This is a genomic window from Kitasatospora sp. NPDC101108 (genome assembly GCF_055584725.1).
Genome location: NZ_JBVJLM010000011.1, coordinates 240,710 through 255,552 on the forward strand (window position 1 = coordinate 240,710; position 14,843 = coordinate 255,552).

18 protein-coding genes are annotated in these 14,843 nt (G+C 73.1%); 5 read left to right on the forward strand and 13 right to left on the reverse strand.

Annotated features, from left to right (window positions below; translation table 11 throughout):
* Nucleotides 1-164 precede the first annotated feature (164 nt).
* The 3 genes from ACZ6Z8_RS24355 to rpe all read right to left on the reverse strand — a co-directional run bounded on the left by ACZ6Z8_RS24355 (nucleotide 165) and on the right by rpe (nucleotide 2,460).
* A complete protein-coding gene (locus ACZ6Z8_RS24355; RefSeq protein WP_045694210.1) occupies nucleotides 165-368 on the reverse strand; it encodes a cold-shock protein in 204 nt (67 codons plus the stop codon).
* A 296-nt stretch (nucleotides 369-664) separates the two neighbouring features.
* On the reverse strand, nucleotides 665-1,624 hold the full coding sequence (locus tag ACZ6Z8_RS24360; RefSeq protein ID WP_465612184.1) for a pirin family protein: 960 nt from the start codon (nucleotides 1,622-1,624) through the stop codon (nucleotides 665-667).
* A gap of 152 nt (nucleotides 1,625-1,776) precedes the next feature.
* Nucleotides 1,777-2,460 carry a ribulose-phosphate 3-epimerase gene (gene rpe, locus ACZ6Z8_RS24365; protein WP_402816472.1) on the reverse strand — a complete coding sequence of 228 codons (684 nt, stop codon included), beginning with the start codon at nucleotides 2,458-2,460 and terminating at the stop codon, nucleotides 1,777-1,779.
* Nucleotides 2,461-2,710: 250 nt separating this feature from the next.
* On the opposite strand from rpe, the gene ACZ6Z8_RS24370 reads away from it, so the two are divergent.
* Entirely contained in the window at nucleotides 2,711-3,589 is an 879-nt protein-coding gene (locus ACZ6Z8_RS24370) for an SCO6745 family protein (protein ID WP_465612185.1), read from the forward strand.
* A gap of 196 nt (nucleotides 3,590-3,785) precedes the next feature.
* Complete coding sequence (locus ACZ6Z8_RS24375) at nucleotides 3,786-4,637, forward strand: SCO6745 family protein (protein ID WP_465612186.1); 852 nt, start codon at nucleotides 3,786-3,788, stop codon at nucleotides 4,635-4,637.
* Nucleotides 4,638-4,688: 51 nt separating this feature from the next.
* Here the strand turns inward: ACZ6Z8_RS24375 and ACZ6Z8_RS24380 are convergent, their stop codons facing one another.
* From ACZ6Z8_RS24380 to ACZ6Z8_RS24405, 6 genes are all read right to left on the reverse strand, one after another.
* The gene (locus tag ACZ6Z8_RS24380) at nucleotides 4,689-5,348 is read right to left on the reverse strand and encodes a C39 family peptidase (protein WP_465612187.1); all 660 of its coding nucleotides are present in this window, start codon (nucleotides 5,346-5,348) and stop codon (nucleotides 4,689-4,691) included.
* A 36-nt stretch (nucleotides 5,349-5,384) separates the two neighbouring features.
* Entirely contained in the window at nucleotides 5,385-5,987 is a 603-nt protein-coding gene (locus ACZ6Z8_RS24385; protein ID WP_465612221.1) for a DUF4188 domain-containing protein, read from the reverse strand.
* A 126-nt stretch (nucleotides 5,988-6,113) separates the two neighbouring features.
* A complete protein-coding gene (locus ACZ6Z8_RS24390) occupies nucleotides 6,114-6,731 on the reverse strand; it encodes a TetR/AcrR family transcriptional regulator (RefSeq protein ID WP_465612188.1) in 618 nt (205 codons plus the stop codon).
* A gap of 86 nt (nucleotides 6,732-6,817) precedes the next feature.
* The gene (locus ACZ6Z8_RS24395; protein WP_465612189.1) at nucleotides 6,818-7,804 is read right to left on the reverse strand and encodes an aldo/keto reductase; all 987 of its coding nucleotides are present in this window, start codon (nucleotides 7,802-7,804) and stop codon (nucleotides 6,818-6,820) included.
* A 60-nt stretch (nucleotides 7,805-7,864) separates the two neighbouring features.
* A complete protein-coding gene (locus ACZ6Z8_RS24400) occupies nucleotides 7,865-8,686 on the reverse strand; it encodes an ABC transporter permease (RefSeq protein ID WP_465612190.1) in 822 nt (273 codons plus the stop codon).
* Complete coding sequence (locus ACZ6Z8_RS24405; protein WP_465612191.1) at nucleotides 8,686-9,654, reverse strand: ATP-binding cassette domain-containing protein; 969 nt, start codon at nucleotides 9,652-9,654, stop codon at nucleotides 8,686-8,688. Before ACZ6Z8_RS24405 ends, ACZ6Z8_RS24400 begins: the two co-directional genes overlap by 1 nt.
* Nucleotides 9,655-9,759: 105 nt before the next feature.
* Between ACZ6Z8_RS24405 and ACZ6Z8_RS24410 the strand changes: the two genes are divergently transcribed.
* Nucleotides 9,760-10,530: a TetR/AcrR family transcriptional regulator C-terminal domain-containing protein gene (locus ACZ6Z8_RS24410; RefSeq protein WP_465612192.1), complete on the forward strand. Its 771-nt coding sequence runs from the start codon at nucleotides 9,760-9,762 to the stop codon at nucleotides 10,528-10,530.
* Here the strand turns inward: ACZ6Z8_RS24410 and ACZ6Z8_RS24415 are convergent.
* From ACZ6Z8_RS24415 to ACZ6Z8_RS24430, 4 genes are all read right to left on the reverse strand, one after another.
* The gene (locus ACZ6Z8_RS24415) at nucleotides 10,527-11,903 is read right to left on the reverse strand and encodes a pyridoxal-phosphate dependent enzyme (RefSeq protein WP_465612193.1); all 1,377 of its coding nucleotides are present in this window, start codon (nucleotides 11,901-11,903) and stop codon (nucleotides 10,527-10,529) included. The two genes, ACZ6Z8_RS24410 and ACZ6Z8_RS24415, sit on opposite strands and share 4 nt — an antisense overlap.
* 237 nt (nucleotides 11,904-12,140) lie before the next feature.
* Nucleotides 12,141-12,872 (reverse strand): hypothetical protein, encoded by a 732-nt coding sequence (locus ACZ6Z8_RS24420; RefSeq protein WP_465612194.1) that lies wholly within the window; start codon nucleotides 12,870-12,872, stop codon nucleotides 12,141-12,143.
* 17 nt (nucleotides 12,873-12,889) lie between these two features.
* A complete protein-coding gene (locus tag ACZ6Z8_RS24425; protein ID WP_465612195.1) occupies nucleotides 12,890-13,078 on the reverse strand; it encodes a hypothetical protein in 189 nt (62 codons plus the stop codon).
* Nucleotides 13,075-13,518 carry an ATP-binding protein gene (locus tag ACZ6Z8_RS24430; protein ID WP_465612196.1) on the reverse strand — a complete coding sequence of 148 codons (444 nt, stop codon included), beginning with the start codon at nucleotides 13,516-13,518 and terminating at the stop codon, nucleotides 13,075-13,077. Before ACZ6Z8_RS24430 ends, ACZ6Z8_RS24425 begins: the two co-directional genes overlap by 4 nt.
* Before the next feature lie 178 nt (nucleotides 13,519-13,696).
* On the opposite strand from ACZ6Z8_RS24430, the gene ACZ6Z8_RS24435 reads away from it, so the two are divergent.
* Nucleotides 13,697-14,557 carry a helix-turn-helix domain-containing protein gene (locus ACZ6Z8_RS24435; protein ID WP_465612197.1) on the forward strand — a complete coding sequence of 287 codons (861 nt, stop codon included), beginning with the start codon at nucleotides 13,697-13,699 and terminating at the stop codon, nucleotides 14,555-14,557.
* Nucleotides 14,554-14,787: a DUF397 domain-containing protein gene (locus ACZ6Z8_RS24440; RefSeq protein ID WP_465612198.1), complete on the forward strand. Its 234-nt coding sequence runs from the start codon at nucleotides 14,554-14,556 to the stop codon at nucleotides 14,785-14,787. The genes ACZ6Z8_RS24435 and ACZ6Z8_RS24440 overlap by 4 nt, the downstream gene beginning before the upstream one ends.
* Nucleotides 14,788-14,843 lie beyond the last annotated feature (56 nt).

Below are 14,843 nucleotides of genomic sequence, written 5' to 3' on the forward strand. Positions count from 1 at the left end.
GGCAGGGCGCCGATCCGGACGCAGCGCCGTGCGTCTCGCGTGGGGATGGCCGCCGGTGGCGGAGCCAGGGGGGCCTGAACGGCCGGAGGGGTGTGCCGTGGCGGCGACGACCGAGGGGCCCGCACCGGGCACGTGTGCGCGGTGCGGGCCCCTCGGCAGAAGAACTACAGCGGGCGGATGTTCTCGGCCTGCGGGCCCTTCTGGCCCTGCGTGACGTCGAACTCGACCTTCTGGCCCTCAAGCAGCTCACGGAAGCCGTTGGCGTTGATGTTCGAGTAGTGGGCGAAGACGTCCGGGCCGCCACCCTCCTGCTCGATGAAGCCGAAGCCCTTTTCCGAGTTGAACCACTTCACAGTGCCATTAGCCATCAAAAATCTCCTTCAAGGGACTATCCGAAACCCGCACGGCGCGGGCTTCGAGTCACCGCATGGAGCGCCCGCCGGAACAAGCCGGAGAACAGAAAATGCGCCTGCGATACATCAGCAGGCGCACACAAAGTTCATGGGAACCACTACTGCAACTATCACAACTGTAGCAGGCCGCGGCCCTCAGCGGCGGGATGTTTCACCCGCGGGTTTCGCCGACCGGGCGGCCGACCGAACCGGCACCGTCGGCGAGGCCACGGGCCCGCCCCCGCGGTCGCCCCGTCGTCGACGCCCCGGCCTCAGCGTTCGCGGCCGCGGGGCTTCAGCGGCGCCGCGGGGAGTTCCGGGGCGGGGAGGCGGGGGCCGGCGTAGCCGTGGACCTCACCGAAGCGGGTGCCGGTCGTCCAGGCGGCGCGGGCCTCGGCGATCTCCTCGGTGGTGCGGCCGATGAAGTTCCACCACATGACGATCTTCTCCTCGAAGGGCTCGCCGCCGAGGAGCAGGACGGCGGCCTCGGAGCGGGCGAGGAGGGGGAGTTCGCGGCGGCCGCAGCCGAGGTAGAGCATCGAGCCGGGTTCGACCGGGACGCCGTCGACGTCGATCCGGCCGGTCATGGCGAGGACGGCGTACTCGAACTCGGGGACCAGCGGGAGGGCGAGGTTCGTGCCGTCGGCGAGGGCGAGGTCGGCGCCGACCAGTGGGGTGTGGGTGGTGCCGGGCGAGGTGGCGGTGTCCAGGGTGCCGAGGATGACGGTGGCGCGCAGGCCGCGGGCGGTGACCACGGGCAGGTCGGGGTGGTGCTCGAAGGCCGGGTCGGTGTGCCGGTGGGCGTCCGGGAGGGCGACCCAGAGCTGGGCGCCGTGCAGGTAGCGGGCGTGGGGGCGGGGGGACTCCTCGGAGTGGGAGATCGCCCGGCCCGAGGTCATCAGCCCCAGTTCGTACGGCCGGACGGTCCGGAGGCTGCCGAGGCTGTCGCGGTGCAGCACCTCGCCCTGGTGGAGCCAGCTGACCGTCTGCAGGCCCATGTGGGGGTGCGGCGGGACCTGCATGCCGGGCTCGTCGGCGATGTCGTCCGGGCCGTAGTGGTCCACGAAGCACCAGGCCCCGACCATCCGGCGGCCCAGGTTGGGGAGCAGTCGACGCACCACCGTGCTTTCGCCGAGCGGTACTTGACGGCCCGTCAGGAGATCCTTCACCGGGCCGCCGCTGGCCTCGCGACCGCAGCTGGTCGGGGTGGGCCTGAGGTCGAGGTTGCTCATCGCGGTTCCACCACCGTACGGAGGGGCCGGGCCGGGCGGGGCCCGGAGGACGTCGTCACCGATCATCCGCCACGGCGCGGCGTTCCTCCACCCGTGCCCGGCCATCCGGCCTCAGCGCGACGAGCGGGGCCCCACGGGCCCTCGGGTGCGCCTCAGTGCTCGCAGGCCCACCAGGCCTCGGCCGACGCCTTGTCGGCGAGTTCGCGCAGGTCGCGGACGGCCTGGGCCGGGTCCTCGGCGCCGTACACGGCCGAACCGGCCACGAACACGTCCGCGCCGGCCTCGGCGCAGCGCTCGATGGTGCTCGCGGAGACGCCGCCGTCGACCTGCAGCCAGAGCTCCAGGTCGTGCTTGGCGATCAGCTCCCGGGTGCGGCGGATCTTCGGCAGCATGATGTCCAGGAAGGCCTGGCCGCCGAAGCCGGGCTCGACCGTCATGATCAGCAGCATGTCGAGCTCGGGCAGCAGGTCCTCGTAGGGCTCGATCGGGGTGCCCGGCTTGAGCGCCATCGACGCGCGGGCGCCCTTGGCGCGGATCTCGCGGGCCAGTCGGACGGGCGCGGCGGCGGCCTCGACGTGGAAGGTGATCGAGCCGGCCCCGGCCTCGACGTACTGCGGGGCCCAGCGGTCCGGGTCCTCGATCATCAGGTGGCAGTCGAGCGGGATGTCGGTGGCGCGGGCCAGCGACTCGACCACCGGGATGCCCAGGGTCAGGTTCGGCACGAAGTGGTTGTCCATGACGTCCACGTGCAGCCAGTCGGAACCCCGGACGGCCTCGGCCTCGTCGGCGAGCCGGGCGAAGTCCGCGGACAGGATGCTGGGGTTGATCTGGGCCATGACCGACTACCTTCGTACGGGGGCTTGCGAGGGCTGGGCACCCGGGGGCGGGCACCTCGTCCCATCATCTCGCGCCGGACGACTGCCGGTCGCACCGCGTATGCCCCGCGTGACCGTGATCACACCTCGGCCGGGGTTGGCGGGGCCGCCGCCGTGGCCATCAGGTGGTGAGCGGCCCGCACTGCCCGTCGGGCCGCGCCAGTCCGGCCGCCCCGGCCGGCCACCGGCTGCCCCGAGGAGGGTCTCCCGCATGTCCGATCCCGGCCCCGTCCAGCCCGTCCAGCCGGTCCACCCCGCCCGCGCGCTGTGGCGGCTCTTCGAGCCGGTGTACGCGGTCACCTTCCTCCAGCCCGAGAGCCGGGCGGCCTTCGAGGCGGCCGGCCTGGACGGCGGCTGGCGCGGCTACTTCGCCGGGCGGGCGGCCCCGCTGGGCGCGGTGGACGCCCCGCAGGTGGTCGCCGCGTTCTTCAGCTTCGCCCCCGCGCTGGTCGAGAGCGCCCTGCCGCAGGCGTGGACGCGGGCGAGCCCCGAGCGGGTGCTGGCCGCCCGGGCCGAGGGCTCGGCGGCCGCGCTGGCCCGGCTGCTGGCGCCGGTGGAGCCGGGGCTGGTCGAGTCGGCGGCGGCCGCGCTGGAGGGGGCGGTGGCCCGGCTGGACTGCGCCGGACGGGTGCTGGCCGCCGCCAACGCCGCGCTTCCCCGGCCCGCGGACGTGCACGGGCGGCTGTGGCAGGCCGCGTCCGTGCTGCGCGAGCACCGCGGGGACGGCCATGTCGCCGCGCTGGTCGCGGCCGGGCTGGACGGCTGCGAGGCGCCGGTGCTGCACTGCGCGCTGGACGCCAGCCGGGAGGTGCTCCAGCCGATGCGCGGCTGGACGGACGAGGAGTGGGAGGCCGCCGCGGCACGGCTGGTGGAGCGGGGCTGGCTGACGGCCCGGGGCGCGGTCACCGAGCTCGGCCGGAGCCGGCACCGGTCGGTCGAGGCCGCCACCGACCTGGCCGCGGGCCGGGTCTGGGAGGGGCTGCCGGACGGCGAACTCGACCGCCTGGCGGCCACCTTGAGGCCGATCGCGGCGATCTGCCGCGAACGGATGCCGGTCAACCCGCTCGCGATGCCGCCGGTGGACCACTGACGCCCGGCGGCATGTGACCTCCGCCACATCGCGCCGAGGATTACCGGGGCCTCCTCCGTGGTCATCAGCACGTGAACGGCCCGCGCGCCCGCCCGGGTGGCCCCGGTACCCCGCCACCCGCGCGACCGTCGTGTGCCGTGCCGACCAGTCGAGCTCCCCGCGCCCGCCCGGAGCCCCGTCCGAGGAAGGTCTCCCGATGGCCGATCTCGTCCATCCCGCCCGCGCGCTCTGGTGGCTCTTCGAGCCGGTGCACGCCGTCACCTACTTCCAGCCCGAGTGTCGCGGCGCCTTCGAGGAGGCCGGGCTGCGCGGCTTCTGGCGCGGCTACTTCGGCGGCCGCTCCGCCCCGCTGGGCGCGGTGGACGCCCCTCCGGTGATCGCCGCCTTCTTCAACTTCGCTCCGGCGATGGTCGAACGCGCCCTGCCGGCGATCTGGTCGCTGGCCGGCCCGGAGGAGGCGCTGGCCGCCCGCGGCAAGGGGGCGGGCGCGGCGCTGGCCCGGCTGCTGGAGCACGTGGACCGGGAGCAGGTGGAGCAGGCGGTCGAGACGCTGGAGCAGGCCACCGCCCGGCTGGACTGCGCCGGCCGGGTGCTGGCCGCGGCCAACGCCGCGCTCCCGACGCCGACCGGGCTGTACGAGCGGCTCTGGCGCGCCGCCACCGTGATGCGCGAGCACCGCGGGGACGGCCACGTGGCCGCGCTGGTGGCCGCCGGGCTGGACGGCTGCGAGGCGCTGGTGATCCGCTGCGCGATGGACATGCGGCGCGAGCAGCTCCAGCCGGTGCGCGGCTGGACGGACGCGGAGTGGGACGCGGCCGCGGGACGCCTGGTCGAACGCGGCTGGCTGACGGCGGCCGGCACGGTGACCGAGCTCGGGCGGATCCGCCACCAGTCCCTGGAGGCGGCCACCGACCTGGCCGCGGCCCGGGTCTGGGAGGACTACCCGCGGGCCGAACTCGACCGGCTGGCCGCCGCGTTGAAGCCGATCTCGGCGCTGTGCCGCAGCAGTCTGCCGTTCTACCCGGCGGGGCTGCCGGACAACACCTGACCGTCGTTCCGGCGAGCCGGCCGCCGTTCGGCGCCGCCCCGGCCGGTCACGCTAGCTTTCGACGCCGGGCGGCGGCCCCAGCACGATCCCCCGCCCGGCGTAGAACGGCCCGAACGAGCGCCACGGAACGCGCGCGAAGGCCTGCGACTCCCCCGGGAAGCCCGAGGGGTTGTGGATCAGCAGCGCCGTCTCCGTGGAGCCGACCGCCAGCACCAGGTGCCCGCCCCGCCGGACCGGCTCCGGTCCGTTCGGCTCCCGGATCGACGGGTGCACCGACAGCATCACCAGCCGGCCGTCCGCCACCTCGGCCGCCACCTCCGCGGGCGTCAACTCCGCGGCGCGGGCGACGAGTCCCCAGCGCCGCCGGACGTACTCCGCGAAGGGCGTGTGGACCAGCCCGCGCAGGCTCTCACCGTCCCGGACGTACGCGCCGGCCGCCACGCACTCGCCCGCCAGCGCCATCGCCGTCGGGGTCACGCCCCACCAGTGCTCCAGCACCATCCGCAGGCAGGCCACCCCGCACAGGCGCCAGGACCACCATGCGTACTCCTCCGGGGTGGCCGCCCCCGACTGGCCCCAGCGAGGGTCCCGCGCCGCGTCCAGCCGTCCGTCCACGATGTCCCGCACCAGTTCCGCGGACTCCCACTGCGCCCGGTACGGCACCTCGTGCACCATCCGCGCCGGCCGCGCGGCGCCGCCCTGATCGACCATCCCCCGACGCTCCCACACCGGGGGCCATCCGATGCCTCACGACACTCCTGGGGCGTCCGCCCGGGCGTCGACCTCGTCCCCCGAGCCCGCGGTCTCCCCCGAGCCCGAGCCCGAGCCCGAGCCCGCGCCCTTCGCCGCCTCCGTCCCCGAGCGGAAGGCCAGCCGCTGGGCGGCGTGCCGGCCCCGCTCCTCCACCGGCACCTGCCCGGTCGCACCGGCCAGCCCGAAGGCCGGCATGTCGAAGTAGATCGACTCGTAGCCGCCCTCGGGGACGATGTACGTCTCGTGCCAGAGCCCGACGTGCCCCCGGGTCCGGCCCTCCCGCACCTTCCGGTTGGCGATGCCCCAGGCGGTGTGGTGGAAGCCGTCCGGTGCGGTGGAGTAGCGGTACAGCGCCTCCTTCGACTCCCAGTACTGGACGACGTAGTAGGTGCGCGGCGAGGCGGTGAGCAGGATGCGCCCGCGCAGGCCGCGTTCGGGGCTGCGGCGCAGCTCGCGCAGCATCCGGAACATCGCGAACATCACCGGGCCCCAGTGGTGGACGGCCCAGAAGCGGTTGACCCGCATGCCGATCAGCAGCACCACGGTGTCGCCGGTGGCGGCGGCGGTGGTGTAGCCCCGCCGTGGCCTCGCGAACATCGAGTGGACGAACGTCTTCCCCTTGGACATTCCCGGCCTCCCCGGAACCGACCCGCACCCCCATGTAATCGGTGATTACATCAGGGCCCGGCAGGGCGGTCAAGGCTCGCCGCAGTCCCAATTCGACTACTTCTCAGGACCGTTGGAGATCCCCCGACGGAAGGTGTCCAGCACCTGGACGGCCAGTTGCTCCGCCCGGTCCGCGGGCAGGTAACCGTCCACGATCATCTGCGCCAGCCCGTAGACCAGCGCCTGCCCGGCCAGCAGCACCTGCCCCGGATCACCGGGCCCCAGCCGCCCCGCCCGCTGGTCCGCCAGGATCAGTTCGGTGAACGCCCGGTCCATGCAGTCCAGTTGTTCCCGCAGCTCCGGATCCCGGGCGGCCGTGAACACCCGCGAGCGCACCAGCTCGTAGCGCCGCGGATGGCGCAGCGCGTACCGGACGAACCCCAGCCCCAGCGCCCGCATCGCCGACCCGCCGGCCGCCTCCGCGGCCGCCACCTCCGCCTCCTGCCACTGGTAGAAGTCCGTCAGCACCCGGTCCGCCACCGCCGTCAACAACGCCTGCCGGTCTGCGAAGTGCCGGAACGGCGCCCCTGCCGACACCCCCGCCCGGCGCGCCACCTCCCGCACGCTCACCTTCTCCTGGCCCTGCTCGTCCAGCACCTCGAACGCCGCCGCCACCAGCGCCTCCGGCAACGCACCGTGGTGGTACGCCCCCCGCTCCCCGATCCGCTCCGTCATGCCTGCCTTGCTACCACAGCCGGCAGGGCTGCCGGGGAAGGCCCGCTCGGCCCCGGTCCGGTGGCCGGGGCCGAGGGGTGGTGGGGCTACCAGGCGTAGTCCTCCGGGGCGGGGCGGTGGCCGGGGAAGAGTTCGTCGAGGCGGTCCAGGGTCTTCCGGTCGAGCGTGAGGTCGAGCGCCCGGACGGCGGCGTCGAGGTGGGCGGGGGTGCGGGGGCCGATGACGGGGGCGGTGACGGCCGGGCGGGAGAGCAGCCAGGCGAGAGCGAGGTCGGCGGGGTCGGTGCCGAGTTCGGCGGCGAAGTCCTCGTAGGCCTGGAGGCGTTCACGGTGCTTCTCCAGCAGCTCGCTCACGTAGCCCAGGGCGCCGCGTACCCGGGTGCCCTCGCGCTCCTTGCGCAGGACGCCGCCGAGCAGGCCGCTGCGCAGCGGGGACCACGGCAGCAGGCCGAGGCCGTAGTGCTGGAGGGCGGGGATCACCTCCAGTTCGACGGCGCGGTCGAGGAGGTTGTAGAGGGACTGCTCGCTGACCAGGCCGAGGAAGTGCCGGGAGCGGGCGGACTCCTGGGCCTGGGCGATGTGCCAGCCGGCGAAGTTGCTGGAGCCGACGTAGATGATCTTGCCCTGGGCGACCAGGACCTCCATCGCCTGCCAGATCTCCTCCCAGGGAGTGTCCCGGTCGATGTGGTGCATCTGGTACAGGTCGATGTGGTCGGTCTGCAGCCGCCGCAGGCTGGCCTCGACGGCCTTGCGGACGGCGAGCGCGGAGAGCCGCCCCTCGTTGGGCCAGTCGCTCATCTCGGCGTAGGCCTTGGTGGCGAGCACGGTCCGCTCGCGGCGGCCGCCGCCCTGGGCGAACCAGCGGCCGATGATCTCCTCGGTGCGGCCCTTGAGCCTGCCCTCGGGGTCGCGGCCGTAGGAGTTGGCGGTGTCGAAGAAGTTGATGCCGCGCTCGTGGGCGGTGTCCATGAGCCGGTGGGCTTCGGCCTCCTCGGTGTGGGGGCCGAAGTTCATGGTGCCGAGGCAGAGGCGGGAGACGGTCAGGCCGGTGCGGCCGAGGTGGGTGTACTCCATGGCGCCCCACCTAAAGCCACACCGGCCATGGTGTCCAGCACATTCGCCGGACCGGCCGGGTCACCGCCCGTGGGTGGCGAACTTCCGTACGGCCAGCGGCCCGCAGAGCAGGAGCAGCACGGCGCTCCACAGCAGCGTGGCCAGGACGGCGTGCTGCATCGGCCAGGCGGTGCCGGGCGCGGCCGGGTTGCCGAAGAGCTCACGGGCGGCCTCGACCACCGAGCTGATCGGGTTCCAGTCCGCGACCGTCCGCAGCCAGCCGGGCATCCCGCCGGTGGGTACGTACGCGTTGGTCACCATCGCCAACGGGAAGACGACGACGGAGAGTTGACCGGCCGCCTCCTCCTTGCCGACGGCCAGGCCGAGCAGGGTGCCGACCCAGGTCATCACGAACCGGAAGAGCAGCAGCAGCGCGAACGCCTCCAGTGCGTCGGCCGCGCCGTGCCGGGCGCGCCATCCGGCGGCCAGCCCGACCAGGGCCAGCAGTGCCAGCACGACGAGGCTGACCAGCAGGTCGGCGAGGGTCTGCCCGAGCAGCAGTCCGGTGCGGGAGACCGGCATCGAGCGCAGCCGGTCGGTGACCCCGCGGCCGACGTCGCGGGCGGCGCCGACCATGGTCGGCATGATGCCGTTGGTGGCGACCATCGCGAACAGGCCGGGCATCAGGAACTCCCGGTAGTCCCCGCCGCCGGGTACCTGGATGGCGCTGCCGAAGACGTACCCGAAGACCACCACCATGACTACCGGCACGCCCAGGGAGGCGGCCAACAGGCCTGGCGAGTGGCGGTAGTTGAGCAGGATGCGGAGCATCGAGGTGCCGGTGTCGGAGACCAGCCGGGCCCCGGCGGACGGACGCGGAGCGGCGTGGAGGACGGCGGACATCAGGCAGCCCTCCCCGCAGCGGCGGACCCACCGGTGAGCGCGAGGAACACGTCGTCGAGCGACGGCGCCCGGACGGCGACGTCCTCGGCGACGACGCCGACGGCGTCCAACTCCCGTACCAGCGACGGCAGCAGGACGTTCGCCCCGGGCGGGGTGAGGACCGTGACCGCCCGTTCGGCCACGTCCACCTGGGCGTCGCCGCCGGACAGGCTCGACAACACCACGGCGGCGGAGCCGAGTTGTCCCGGATCGGCCAGGGTGACGGAGACCTGGCTGCCGATCGCCGCCTTGAGCCGGGCCGGCGGGCCGGTGGCGATCGCGGCGCCGTGGTCGACCACCACGACGTCGTCGGCGAGGCGGTCCGCCTCCTCCAGGTACTGGGTGGTGAGCAGCACGGTGGTGCCGCCGCGGGCCAACTCCTTGACGGTGTCCCAGATCTCCTGGCGGCTGCGCGGGTCGAGCCCGGTGGTGGGCTCGTCCAGGAAGAGCACCGGCGGGCTGGTGACCAGGCTGGCGATCAGGTCGAGGCGCCGGCGCATGCCGCCGGAGTAGGTGCGGACCAGCCGGTCGCCGGCCTCGGCGAGGCCGAAGCGGGTCAGCAGTTCGTCGGCGCGCACCCGGGCCCGGCGGGCGCCGAGGCGGTGCAGCCGGCCGAACAGGTGGAGGTTGTCGCGGCCGGTGATGCCCTCGTCCAGCGCGGCGTGCTGCCCGGCGAGGCCGATCGCCCGCCGGACCTCCTCGGCGTCGCGGACGGCGTCGTGCCCGGCGACCCGGACGGTGCCCCGGTCGGGGGCGACCAGGGTGGCGAGGACGCGGACGGCGGTGGTCTTGCCGGCGCCGTTGGGGCCGAGGAGGCCGCAGACGGTGCCGGCCGGGACGGTCAGGTCGAGGCCGCGCAGTGCCTCGGTGGCCCCGAATCGTTTCTCCACGCCCGCCATCTCGATGGCGGGCCGGGCGGTGTCGGACATGGCTCTGCCCCTTCTCTAGGTACAGCGTACGTAGAAGCGCACGCGGCCGCCATCGTACTACGTACGCCGTACGTATCTAAGATGGGTGAGCGAGGTGATCTTCCAGTGCCGTCCAGCAACACCCCCAGCAGTCCAGCGGGCCCCACCGACCCCGAGAGCGCGGAGCAGCCCGGCAGGCCGGTGCCGCCCGAGGCCCCCGAACTGATCTGGCTGCGCCCAGAGCGCACCGGGCGCGGCCCCCGACCGGCCCACAGCCGCGACTCGATCGCCGCGGCCGCCATCGCCATCGCCGACGCCGAGGGCCTGGAAGCCGTCTCGATGCGGCGGGTCGCGGCCGCGCTCGGCGCGGGCACCATGTCGCTCTACAACTACGTGCCGAAGAAGGAGCACCTGCTCGACCTGATGCTCGACGCGGCCTGCGCCGAGTACCGGCTGCCACCCGGGCCGAGCGGCGACGTGCGGGCGGATCTCGCGCGCCTCGGGCACGAGCAGCTCCGCATCTTCCGCCGCCACCCCTGGCTGCCCGCGCTGGTCATCGCCCGCCCGGGCATCGGCCCCAACGCTCTGCGCTACACCGACCACTTCCTCGCCGTCACCGCCCCCACCGGCCTGCCCGGCGGCGCGCGGATGGAGGCGATGGCGATGTTCAACGGCTTCGTCTGCCAGTTCGCCCAGTACGAGCAGACGGCGGCCTCGGGCGCCAAGTGGCAGGCGGAGCTGGTCGGTTACCTCACCCGGGCGGCGATGAGCGGCGACTACCCCAACCTGGCCCAGGCCTTCGCCACCCCGGGACCGCCCGCCGACCCGGACCAGGCCTTCGACCGCTCCCTGGACCGGGTCATCCTCGCCGTCCTGGCGCCCACGACCGAGAGTTAGTTCAGGACGTCACGCGACAGCACCCCGGCCGCCCGGCCGTCCACCAGCACCACCACGGCCGGGTGCCCACCGGCCAGCGCCGCGCGCGCCTCGGCGACGGGCTGCCCGACACCCACCCCCGGCAGGGCCGGGCCGAGCAGCGGGCGCACCGGGTCGTCCGGCTTGGCGGCACCCTCGGCCAGCGCCGCCGCCAGCACCTCCTGGGACACCGAACCGACCACCTCCGTCGCGGCCACCCCGTACGGGCGCTCCACCCGCGCCAGTACGGCCGGGGCGATGCCGCCCGGCGCGGACCGCAGCAGCTCCAGCGCCGCGCCGACGGTCGCGTCGGCGGCCACCGACACCAGCGGGCCGGCTGCCTCCAGCAACGGCCGCAGGCCCTCCGCGCCTTCCTCCAGGAAGCCCCACTCCCGCATCCAGGCATCGCTGTGCACCTTGGACAGGTAGGAGCGGCCGGAGTCCGGCAGCAGCACCACGACCAGGTCGTCCGGCCCCAGCCGGCGCGCCACCCGCAGCGCCGCCGCCACCGCCGTTCCGGAGGACGGCCCGGCCAGGATGCCCTCCTCCCGGGCGAGCCGGCGGGCCGTCAGCAGCGACTCGCGGTCGGGGATCCGCTCGAAGGAGTCGACCACCTCCGCGCGGTAGGCCTGCGGCCAGCGGTCCTCGACCGTCTCGGGGTGGAGGAAGTGGCCGATGCTCTCGACGAACCAGGGGCTGCCGTCCCCGCCGCCGTAGGAGGAGGACTCCGGGTCCGCACCGATCACGGTCACCGCCCCGCCGGACACCTGCTTGAGGTACCCGCCGGTGCCGGTGACGGTGCCGCCGGTGCCGACGCCCGCCACGAAGTGGGTCACCCGGCCGCCGGTCTGCTCCCAGATCTCCGGGCCGGTGGTCCGGACATGGGCGTCAGGATTGGCCAGGTTGTCGTACTGATTGGCGAGCCAGGCCCCGGGGATCTCCTCCGTCAGCCGCCGGACCACGTTGAACAGGTGCCGCGGATCCTCCCGCGGCACCGAGGTCGTCGCGAGCACCACCTCGGCGCCGTACGCCCGCAGGATGTCCGCCTTCTCGGCCGAGGCCTTGTCCGACACCCCGGCGATCACCCGGTACCCGCGCTGCCGCCCGACGATGGCCAGCCCGATCCCGGTGTTCCCGGAGGTCGCCTCCACGATCGTCCCGCCCGGCGCCAGCAGCCCCTCCCGCTCGGCGGCGAGGATCATCGACAGCGCGGCGCGGTCCTTGACGCTGCCGCCGATGTTGAGGAACTCCGCCTTGGCGTAGACCGGCGCGGCGATCCCGGCGCCGAGCCGGGCGAGGCGGAACAGCGGCGTCCCGCCGATCGCGTCGAGTACGGATTCGTGCACCGCGGTCATATCAGCAGCTCCCTGCGTACGTATGTGTCTGACCGAGCCTGCCCAGACCGACCGGCCGCCAGACTCCCGCGGCGGGCGCGGACCGAAGACCCCGCGCCCGCTGTCGACGTTGCGGCGCGAGAAGGGGCGCGTGGTGATCCATGCGCGCCCCTCAGTTTCGGCGCACTCCAAAGTGCGCAACGGTGCGGCTCGCGCCCGCCCCACCGTTGGAAGTGCGCACGGAGAGTGACCGATTTCTCAGATCAGCGGACCGAAGAGCCCGCGCTCCCAGTGCCCGAGCCAGGAGGCCGTGGCCGACGGAAGCAACTGCCCCTCGGTGGACTCGTCGTACGGGAGCACAGTGGTCGGCGCGAACCAGCCCTCGCCCGGGGAGATCCGGATGCGCAGGACGCTCAACTGTTTCCGCTCACCGAGGTAGAGGCGGAGGTCGTCGGTGTGCGGGCGGTGGGTCTCGTAGCGGTCGCGCACCGAGCGGCAGATGGACGTGATGTCGCGGGTCGCGAGCAGGAGGTGGCGGTCGCCGGGGCCGAGGTTGACGCAGAGTCGGCGGCGCGCCAGATCACGTTCGGCGCAGGGCAGGTTCTGGTGGTTGTCGATGTGCAGACCGGGGCGCAGGCCGCGCTCGGGCGAACGGTGGGTGACGGGCTCGCCCGGCGGGTCGTCGGTCACCGGGAGCCGGACGGGGTGGGGGTCGCCCAGGTCGCCGACCAGGGCGGCGAGCAGGTGGCGGCTGGTGACGGTGGCGGGGAGGCGGAAGAACTCGACCAGGCCGCTGTCCTTGGTGAAGATGCTCGGCGCGTACCGCGCGGGGAGGTCCTCGGACAGCGGGGCCCAGTCACCGGCAGGCAGCACGGCACCGTTCTCGTAGCCGGGCTCGTGGTAGAGACGCCGGACACCGCCGATCTCACAGCGGGCCAGGAGGGCGGCCGGGTCGCGGAAGGCGATCGCGGCGGGGTGCAGGTCGGGCATGGGAGAAACGCCTCGGATCAATCGTCGTCATCGGTGGGGCCGTTGTGGCGGCTGAAGCCGGTCATCAGGGCGGCGGCCAGGGTGCTCCACCAGACGACATCGGCGGTGGCCGGCTCGCGCGGGGGAACGAGACCCGAGGCGAACCAGGCGAGTGCGAGGCCGGCGGCGGTGATCGCAGCCGTGGGGGCGAGCTTGATGGGGATCAACTCCCGGGCGGAGGAAGGTCGTCGGCGGGTTCGAGCAGGACGCGGGCCCAGACTCGTTTTCCCGCGCCACGACGGGCGATGACGCCGAAGTCGAAGGCGAGTCGGCGGACGAGTTCGATGCCCCGGCCGCCCTCGCCGAAGCGGCGCGGGCGGGGCCGGTCGACCCGGAGGTCACCGCGCGGGTCCCAGACTTCGAGGCGGCAGTCGCCGTCGAACTCCTGGAGAGAGACGCGGATTTCGCCGTGCCCCTGGCAGGCGTGGACGACGGCGTTGGTGACGAGCTCGGAGGCGATGAGTTCGAGGTCGTCGACGGGGTCGCCGGTCCAGCCCCAGGAGGTCAGCTGTTCGCGGATCAGGCGGCGGGCGGTGCGGACCGAGGTCGAGTGCTCGGTGAGGGCGGTCTCCCAGGTTCGGAGGACCGGGTTACGCAAGGTGGACATGAGTCACCCCACACCTTCAGTGGCGTGTTCGTGCGGTCACGTTGAGTGTGGGGGATCAAAAATCGAATTTGCAACCCGAACGACAACAAGCAGAAAATAAATTAGTTGATCTTGAAGGCCGGCTTGAGCCTCCGCAGCGCGAGCAGCGAGACTGAGCGCGGACCATGGGAGGGACGTGTTGAGCAAGGACCCGTCAGCGATCAGGCAGATCCGCCTCGGAGACGAGCTACGAGCGTGGCGAACCGAGAACAACAAGACGCTTGCCGAGGTGACCGCCGGCCTGAAGGGCTGGAACCCCGCGCGCCTCAGCAAGATCGAGCGCGCGCTGCTACCGGTGACTGCCGCCGAACTGGCCATATTCCTTGACCACTGCGGGGTGGCGGGACCAGAGAGAGCCGAGATCGAGGCCTTCGCCACGGACAGCCCTTCACGGCACTGGTGGCAGGATCATGAGTTCGCCGACGCGATCAGCTCGGCGTTCGCCGAGTACCTGAGCCTCGAATCCGATGCGACTCAGATGCTCGACTACTACCTGTCAGCGTTCCCTGGTCTGTTGCAGACCGAGGACTACGCCCGCGAGGTCATCGCCGGTGGCCTTGACGGTCTCAGCGAAGACCAGAACGAGGCCGCCGCCGAGATCCGGGTCCTGCGCCAACGCCGCCTCACGCGCGAACCGCTGCTCAATCTCGACGCCTACTTCAGCGAAGTCGCTCTCCTCGTCGGCGGTGACGAGGAAGTCCTGGCTGGTCAGATCCGGCACGTCATCAAGGTGGCTCAGTACCCGAACGTCACCGTTCGAATGGTTCCGCTGAGTGCCGGACGGCCTGGGATTCTGGCGTCTGGACTAACGCTTCTCCGCTTCCCTGGAGAGCCGGGTGAGGGCTTCTCATTCGTAGAAGCAGTCGGCGGTATGCTCCCGCGTAAATCGGGACGCGAGGTCCGCCGCGCCGAGCGCGCCTTCGCCCGACTGAAGCGGTGCGCACTTTCACCCGACGCCACCGTTGCCGCCCTTGAACGCAAGTTGGAAGAGATCACGTGAGCGAGCAGCACGACCCCTACGACCACGACCCCGCCTCTGCCGCCTGGGTCAAGTCCCCTTTTTCCGGCGACTCCAATGGCAATTGCGTGGTCGTCGCTCGTTTCGACAACGGTGACGTCTGGGTGGGCGACGACAAGGACCCCAACCGCCCCCACCTCGCCTTCGACCAGGCCGAATGGACCGCCTTCATCCAGGCCATCGAAGCCCGCGACCCCCGCTTCACCGCCTGACCACCACTGCCATCTCCGGAGGGGGAAGTCGGCCCGGCCGACTTCCCCCTCCGTGT

Coding starts and splice junctions, on each gene's coding strand:
- ACZ6Z8_RS24375 (WP_465612186.1), top strand. CDS start 3,786: ATGGCCGATCTCGTCCATCCCGCCCGCGCGCTCTGGTGGCTCTTCGAG.
- ACZ6Z8_RS24405 (WP_465612191.1), bottom strand. CDS start 9,654: ATGTCCGACACCGCCCGGCCCGCCATCGAGATGGCGGGCGTGGAGAAA.
- ACZ6Z8_RS24430 (WP_465612196.1), bottom strand. CDS start 13,518: ATGTCCACCTTGCGTAACCCGGTCCTCCGAACCTGGGAGACCGCCCTC.
- ACZ6Z8_RS24415 (WP_465612193.1), bottom strand. CDS start 11,903: ATGACCGCGGTGCACGAATCCGTACTCGACGCGATCGGCGGGACGCCG.
- ACZ6Z8_RS24400 (WP_465612190.1), bottom strand. CDS start 8,686: ATGTCCGCCGTCCTCCACGCCGCTCCGCGTCCGTCCGCCGGGGCCCGG.
- ACZ6Z8_RS24395 (WP_465612189.1), bottom strand. CDS start 7,804: ATGGAGTACACCCACCTCGGCCGCACCGGCCTGACCGTCTCCCGCCTC.
- rpe (WP_402816472.1), bottom strand. CDS start 2,460: ATGGCCCAGATCAACCCCAGCATCCTGTCCGCGGACTTCGCCCGGCTC.
- ACZ6Z8_RS24385 (WP_465612221.1), bottom strand. CDS start 5,987: ATGTTCGCGAGGCCACGGCGGGGCTACACCACCGCCGCCGCCACCGGC.
- ACZ6Z8_RS24370 (WP_465612185.1), top strand. CDS start 2,711: ATGTCCGATCCCGGCCCCGTCCAGCCCGTCCAGCCGGTCCACCCCGCC.
- ACZ6Z8_RS24360 (WP_465612184.1), bottom strand. CDS start 1,624: ATGAGCAACCTCGACCTCAGGCCCACCCCGACCAGCTGCGGTCGCGAG.
- ACZ6Z8_RS24380 (WP_465612187.1), bottom strand. CDS start 5,348: ATGGTCGATCAGGGCGGCGCCGCGCGGCCGGCGCGGATGGTGCACGAG.
- ACZ6Z8_RS24390 (WP_465612188.1), bottom strand. CDS start 6,731: ATGACGGAGCGGATCGGGGAGCGGGGGGCGTACCACCACGGTGCGTTG.
- ACZ6Z8_RS24420 (WP_465612194.1), bottom strand. CDS start 12,872: ATGCCCGACCTGCACCCCGCCGCGATCGCCTTCCGCGACCCGGCCGCC.
- ACZ6Z8_RS24355 (WP_045694210.1), bottom strand. CDS start 368: ATGGCTAATGGCACTGTGAAGTGGTTCAACTCGGAAAAGGGCTTCGGC.